7 protein-coding genes are annotated in these 6,901 nt (G+C 44.6%); all 7 read left to right on the top strand.

Going from position 1 to position 6,901, the window contains the following annotated elements; genetic code table 11:
* The first annotated feature begins 81 nt into the window (after nucleotides 1-81).
* The 7 genes from bolA to nqrF all read left to right on the top strand — a co-directional run bounded on the left by bolA (nucleotide 82) and on the right by nqrF (nucleotide 6,707).
* A complete protein-coding gene (bolA, locus tag CAG68_RS21940) occupies nucleotides 82-390 on the top strand; it encodes a transcriptional regulator BolA (RefSeq protein WP_005380262.1) in 309 nt (102 codons plus the stop codon).
* A gap of 473 nt (nucleotides 391-863) precedes the next feature.
* Complete coding sequence (locus CAG68_RS21935; RefSeq protein WP_005380264.1) at nucleotides 864-2,204, top strand: Na(+)-translocating NADH-quinone reductase subunit A; 1,341 nt, start codon at nucleotides 864-866, stop codon at nucleotides 2,202-2,204.
* A gap of 5 nt (nucleotides 2,205-2,209) precedes the next feature.
* Entirely contained in the window at nucleotides 2,210-3,454 is a 1,245-nt protein-coding gene (locus tag CAG68_RS21930; protein WP_005380265.1) for an NADH:ubiquinone reductase (Na(+)-transporting) subunit B, read from the top strand.
* Entirely contained in the window at nucleotides 3,444-4,214 is a 771-nt protein-coding gene (locus CAG68_RS21925; RefSeq protein WP_005380267.1) for a Na(+)-translocating NADH-quinone reductase subunit C, read from the top strand. Before CAG68_RS21930 ends, CAG68_RS21925 begins: the two co-directional genes overlap by 11 nt.
* The gene (locus CAG68_RS21920) at nucleotides 4,214-4,846 is read left to right on the top strand and encodes an NADH:ubiquinone reductase (Na(+)-transporting) subunit D (protein ID WP_005380269.1); all 633 of its coding nucleotides are present in this window, start codon (nucleotides 4,214-4,216) and stop codon (nucleotides 4,844-4,846) included. Before CAG68_RS21925 ends, CAG68_RS21920 begins: the two co-directional genes overlap by 1 nt.
* Nucleotides 4,847-4,853: 7 nt before the next feature.
* On the top strand, nucleotides 4,854-5,450 hold the full coding sequence (nqrE, locus tag CAG68_RS21915) for an NADH:ubiquinone reductase (Na(+)-transporting) subunit E (RefSeq protein WP_005380270.1): 597 nt from the start codon (nucleotides 4,854-4,856) through the stop codon (nucleotides 5,448-5,450).
* Between the two features lie 33 nt (nucleotides 5,451-5,483).
* Complete coding sequence (gene nqrF / locus CAG68_RS21910; protein ID WP_005380271.1) at nucleotides 5,484-6,707, top strand: NADH:ubiquinone reductase (Na(+)-transporting) subunit F; 1,224 nt, start codon at nucleotides 5,484-5,486, stop codon at nucleotides 6,705-6,707.
* Nucleotides 6,708-6,901: the final 194 nt, after the last annotated feature.

Raw genomic sequence — 6,901 nt, 5'->3', positions numbered from 1 at the left:
TAATGAGAGTGACGTTTGAGTGATGCATGTCTGCTTTACTTAGGTATATACTTATGGAATTCGCATCAATGAGGAACGAATATGATCCAAGAAATCATAGAGAAGAAACTACACAGTGAGCTGCAACCCAGCTATCTCAAAGTCATTAATGAGAGCTACATGCATAATGTGCCACCAGGCTCAGAGAGTCATTTCAAAGTGATTGTTGTGAGTGATTCGTTCGCGGGACAGCGTTTGATTGGGCGCCATCGTCAAGTTCATCAAATTTTGGCAGATGAACTGGACAACCACATTCATGCATTAGCTATTCATACATATACTGATGAAGAGTGGAAGCGTGAACAAGATGGCGCCCCTGATAGCCCGATGTGTATGGGTGGTGGTCACTAAAAACGCAAGATATAAAGGTGCAGAGAAAGGTGGCTTAAGGCCATCTTTTTTCGTTTTACATTCTTTAGGGACGTTAACGTGGCACAAATTCTGGTTAAAAAATGTGTTAACAGTGTTTCAACAAATGAATGGAAATTGCAGAATATTTCAGGCGATGAATATCACTTTTCCATAAGATATGTATGGAATATGGCATTTGTGCGATGGGTCAAAGTTATGACTATTCTTTGACCTTTTAGACCTGATTCTACCGAAATAACCCCTCTATTCTAATGATTGATCATGGCATCAAGTTCCTAAAAAATGCTAGACTACGGCACCTGATAAATCTCGCGTATTCCTTGTGACGAGATTTTTAATAGGATGTTGCGATTTTGATGTTTAAAACAACATCAAAACCGGACACTGATGTCGTGTCTAAAAGTTACGCAATCAAAAGAATCTTTTTCCCGATAAAAGTAGTGCAAGTGCGTATGATTACAATAAAGAAGGGCTTGGATCTTCCTATCGCAGGAACTCCATCCCAGGTGATTAATGATGGTAAGACCATCAAAAAAGTCGCCTTGCTTGGCGAAGAGTACGTTGGCATGCGACCTACCATGCATGTCCGCGTTGGTGATGAAGTGAAAAAAGCGCAAGTTCTTTTTGAAGATAAAAAGAACCCAGGCGTGAAATTTACTGCACCAGCAGCCGGTAAAGTGATCGAAGTTAACCGTGGCGCTAAACGTGTCCTTCAATCTGTAGTGATTGAAGTGGCAGGTGAAGAGCAGGTGACATTTGATAAGTTCGAAGCCGCTCAACTTTCAGGTCTAGATCGTGAAGTGATCAAGACTCAGTTGGTTGACTCTGGCTTATGGACCGCTTTACGTACTCGTCCGTTTAGCAAGGTTCCTGCAATCGAGTCTTCTACTAAGGCTATTTTCGTAACTGCAATGGATACTAATCCACTAGCAGCTAAGCCTGAGTTGATCATTAATGAGCAACAAGAAGCATTCATTGCTGGTCTAGACATTCTTTCAGCCCTGACAGAAGGCAAGGTTTACGTATGTAAATCTGGCACTAGCTTGCCACGCTCTTCACAGTCTAACGTAGAAGAACACGTCTTCGATGGCCCTCACCCAGCAGGTCTTGCTGGCACCCACATGCATTTCCTATACCCAGTAAATGCAGAGAATGTGGCATGGAGCATCAACTACCAAGACGTTATCGCGTTCGGTAAGCTGTTCCTAACTGGTGAGCTATGCACAGATCGTGTTGTGTCTCTAGCTGGCCCAGTTGTGAATAACCCTCGTCTAGTTCGTACCGTAATGGGTGCAAGCTTAGATGACCTAACAGATAACGAGCTGATGCCTGGCGAAGTTCGTGTGATCTCTGGTTCAGTACTAACAGGTACACATGCAACTGGTCCACACGCATACCTTGGCCGTTACCATCAACAGGTTTCTGTATTACGTGAAGGCCGTGAAAAAGAACTATTTGGCTGGGCAATGCCTGGTAAGAATAAGTTCTCGGTAACTCGCTCTTTCCTTGGTCACGTATTCAAAGGTCAGTTGTTCAATATGACAACGACGACCAATGGTAGTGATCGTTCAATGGTTCCAATTGGCAACTACGAACGCGTAATGCCTCTAGATATGGAGCCTACTTTGCTGCTTCGTGATCTATGTGCCGGCGACACAGACAGTGCTCAAGCACTGGGTGCGCTTGAACTGGATGAAGAAGATCTAGCATTGTGTACCTTTGTATGTCCAGGTAAGTACGAGTACGGTACGTTACTTCGTGAATGCCTAGATACTATCGAGAAGGAAGGGTAATTTTCATGGCTCTTAAAAAGTTTCTTGAAGACATCGAGCATCATTTTGAGCCTGGTGGCAAACACGAAAAATGGTTTGCCCTGTACGAAGCTGTAGCAACAGTTTTTTACACACCAGGTATCGTAACAAATAAAAGCTCGCACGTTCGTGATAGCGTTGACCTAAAACGTATCATGATCATGGTTTGGTTTGCGGTATTCCCAGCAATGTTCTGGGGTATGTACAACGCAGGTGGCCAAGCTATTGCAGCACTTAACCACATGTACGCTGGTGACCAACTAGCGACAGTTATCGCAGGTAACTGGCACTACTGGCTAACAGAAATGCTTGGCGGCACTATCGGTGCGGAAGCGGGTGTTGGCAGTAAGATGCTACTAGGTGCGACTTACTTCCTGCCAATCTACGCAACAGTATTTATTGTTGGTGGTTTCTGGGAAGTGTTGTTCTGTATGGTGCGTAAGCACGAAGTTAACGAAGGTTTCTTTGTAACTTCTATCTTATTCGCACTTATCGTTCCACCAACGCTACCTCTATGGCAAGCGGCGCTAGGTATCACATTTGGTGTTGTTGTAGCAAAAGAGATCTTCGGTGGTACAGGTCGTAACTTCCTTAACCCTGCACTTGCAGGTCGTGCATTTCTATTCTTCGCTTACCCAGCGCAAATTTCGGGTGACGTAGTATGGACTGCAGCTGACGGCTTCTCTGGTGCTACTGCTCTTAGCCAATGGGCTCAAGGTGGTAACGGTGCTCTAGTTAACACAGTAACTGGCGCTCCTATCACTTGGATGGACGCGTTCATCGGTAACATCCCTGGTTCAATTGGTGAAGTATCGACTCTAGCTCTAATGATCGGTGCAGCGATGATCGTTTACATGCGAATCGCTTCATGGCGCATCATTGCGGGTGTGATGATCGGTATGATCGCAGTATCGACTCTGTTTAACGTGATCGGTTCTGACACTAATCCAATGTTTAATATGCCATGGCACTGGCACCTAGTTCTAGGTGGTTTTGCATTCGGTATGTTCTTCATGGCAACGGACCCAGTATCAGCGTCATTTACTAGCAAAGGTAAATGGTGGTACGGCATCCTGATTGGTGCAATGTGTGTGATGATCCGTGTAGTTAACCCAGCGTACCCAGAAGGTATGATGCTGGCGATTCTATTCGCGAACCTATTCGCACCTCTGTTCGACCATGTAGTGATTGAGAAGAACATCAAGCGGAGACTAGCACGCTATGGCAAGTAATAACGACAGCATTAAAAAGACGCTGGGTGTTGTTATCGGGTTGAGCCTTGTTTGTTCAATCATCGTATCAACAGCAGCAGTAGGTCTGCGTGATAAGCAAAAAGCTAACGCTGTCCTAGATAAGCAATCAAAGATCGTTGAAGTTGCAGGCATTGACGCAAACGGTAAGAAAGTACCAGAGCTATTTGCTGAGTACATCGAACCTCGTCTAGTAGACCTTGAAACAGGTAACTTTACTGAGGGTAATGCATCTACGTACGATCAACGTGAAGCATCAAAAGATGCAGAACGTTCAATCGCATTGACACCAGAAGAAGACGTAGCTGATATCCGTCGTCGCGCGAATACAGCAGTGGTGTACCTTGTAAAAGATCAAGATGAAGTCCAAAAAGTTATCCTGCCTATGCACGGTAAAGGACTATGGTCGATGATGTATGCCTTTGTAGCCGTTGAAACTGATGGTAACACTGTGTCTGCTATTACTTACTACGAGCAAGGTGAAACTCCTGGACTTGGTGGTGAAGTAGAGAACCCTTCATGGCGCGATCAATTCATTGGCAAGAAATTGTACAATGAAGATCACCAGCCAGCGATTAAGGTCGTGAAAGGCGGCGCACCGCAAGGTTCTGAGCACGGTGTTGATGGCCTATCAGGAGCGACGCTCACTAGTAATGGTGTTCAACACACATTTGACTTCTGGTTAGGTGATATGGGCTTTGGTCCTTTCCTAGCAAAAGTTCGTGACGGAGAACTTAACTAATGTCTAGTGCACAAAACGTTAAAAAGAGCATTCTAGCGCCAGTATTGGATAACAACCCAATCGCGCTACAAGTTCTTGGTGTATGTTCTGCTCTTGCAGTAACAACTAAACTAGAAACAGCTTTTGTAATGACACTAGCGGTAACATTTGTAACTGCGTTGTCTAACTTCTCTGTTTCATTGATCCGTAACCACATTCCTAACAGTGTGCGTATCATTGTTCAGATGGCAATCATCGCATCGTTAGTAATCGTGGTAGACCAAGTGCTAAAAGCTTACCTATACGATATCTCTAAACAGCTATCTGTATTCGTTGGTCTGATTATCACTAACTGTATCGTAATGGGTCGTGCTGAAGCATTCGCAATGAAGTCTGCGCCAGTACCATCTCTTATTGACGGTATTGGTAACGGTCTAGGTTACGGCTTCGTTCTTATCACTGTAGGTTTCTTCCGTGAGCTATTTGGCTCAGGCAAACTATTTGGTCTAGAAGTTCTACCTCTAGTGAGCAACGGTGGTTGGTACCAGCCTAACGGCCTAATGCTACTAGCACCATCAGCATTCTTCCTAATCGGCTTCCTTATCTGGGTAATCCGTATTCTGAAACCAGAACAAGTAGAAGCGAAGGAGTAAGGACGTCATGGAACATTACATTAGTCTGTTAGTTAAATCGATTTTCATCGAAAACATGGCTCTGTCTTTCTTCCTAGGTATGTGTACTTTCCTTGCCGTATCTAAGAAGGTTAAGACCTCTTTCGGCCTAGGTGTTGCAGTTGTGGTAGTTCTGACTATCGCTGTTCCTGTGAACAACCTGGTATACAACCTAGTTCTGAGAGAGAACGCGTTAGTTGAGGGCGTGGACCTTAGCTTCCTAAACTTCATCACCTTTATCGGTGTAATTGCAGCACTTGTACAGATTCTAGAGATGGTCCTAGATCGTTTCTTCCCACCTTTGTACAACGCGCTAGGCATCTTCCTACCGCTGATCACAGTAAACTGTGCAATCTTCGGTGGTGTATCTTTCATGGTACAACGTGACTACAACTTTGCTGAATCGATCGTTTACGGTTTCGGCTCTGGTGTGGGCTGGATGCTAGCAATCGTTGCTCTTGCAGGTATCCGTGAGAAGATGAAGTACTCTGACGTACCTCCAGGTCTACGTGGTCTTGGTATCACATTTATCACTGTAGGTCTTATGGCGTTAGGCTTTATGTCTTTCTCTGGTGTTCAACTGTAAGTCGGGTAAACCGCAACAATTAAGGAATAGTCAATGGACATTATTCTTGGTGTAGTGATGTTTACTCTGATCGTACTTGCACTAGTACTAGTGATTCTTTTCGCTAAGTCTAAGCTTGTACCAACAGGTGACATTACAATTTCTGTGAACGATGACCCTTCTCTGGCGATCGTTACACAACCAGGTGGTAAGCTACTGAGTGCTCTAGCAGGTGCTGGCGTATTCGTATCTTCTGCTTGTGGTGGCGGTGGCTCATGTGGTCAGTGTCGCGTAAAAGTTAAATCAGGTGGTGGCGACATCCTACCAACCGAGCTTGACCATATTACTAAAGGTGAAGCGCGTGAAGGTGAGCGTCTAGCGTGTCAGGTTGCAATGAAAACTGACATGGATATCGAGCTTCCTGAAGAAATCTTCGGCGTTAAGAAGTGGGAATGTACTGTTATCTCTAACGATAACAAAGCGACATTCATCAAAGAGCTTAAGCTACAAATTCCAGATGGCGAATCAGTACCTTTCCGTGCTGGTGGTTACATCCAGATTGAAGCTCCTGCTCACCACGTGAAATACGCAGACTACGATATTCCTGAGGAATACCGTGAAGACTGGGAGAAGTTCAACCTTTTCCGTTACGAGTCTAAAGTTAATGAAGAGACCATTCGTGCATACTCTATGGCTAACTACCCAGAAGAGCACGGTATCATCATGCTTAACGTTCGTATCGCAACTCCGCCGCCGAACAACCCAGACGTACCACCAGGCATCATGTCTTCGTACATCTGGTCTCTAAAAGAAGGCGACAAGTGTACTATTTCTGGTCCATTTGGTGAGTTCTTTGCGAAAGATACAGATGCAGAAATGGTATTCGTTGGTGGTGGTGCTGGTATGGCTCCAATGCGCTCACACATCTTCGACCAACTTAAGCGTCTGCACTCTAAGCGTAAGATGTCTTTCTGGTATGGCGCACGTTCTAAGCGTGAAATGTTCTACGTAGAAGATTTCGATATGCTACAAGCTGAGAATGACAACTTCGTATGGCACTGTGCACTGTCTGATCCACTTCCAGAAGATAACTGGGACGGTTACACTGGCTTTATTCACAACGTTCTTTACGAGAACTACCTACGTGATCACGAAGCGCCAGAAGACTGTGAATACTACATGTGTGGTCCACCTATGATGAACGCTGCTGTAATCGGCATGCTGAAAGATCTAGGGGTAGAGGATGAAAACATCCTACTAGATGACTTCGGTGGTTAATTCCTCCAAGTGATTGAATCTATGGCTAGCTCTCCAAGAGCTAGCCATTATTTTTTATAGACATAAAACTGATATTCAACAGTTGATATAGGTAATCGGATTGAAAGGATTGGTCCTATTTCCCATATCAATTCAACAACATTGGGAGTTAACAAGTGAAAAAGTGGCTTGTTGCATTCGCTTCTCTATTGATT

Origin of the sequence: Vibrio sp. V42_P2S4T144, from assembly GCF_009904715.1 — a bacterium.
Taxonomy (GTDB): Bacteria; Pseudomonadota; Gammaproteobacteria; order Enterobacterales; family Vibrionaceae; genus Vibrio; species Vibrio alginolyticus.
The sequence above is the reverse complement of the archived record's forward strand: the minus strand, read 5'-3'. Positions and strand labels throughout refer to the sequence as shown.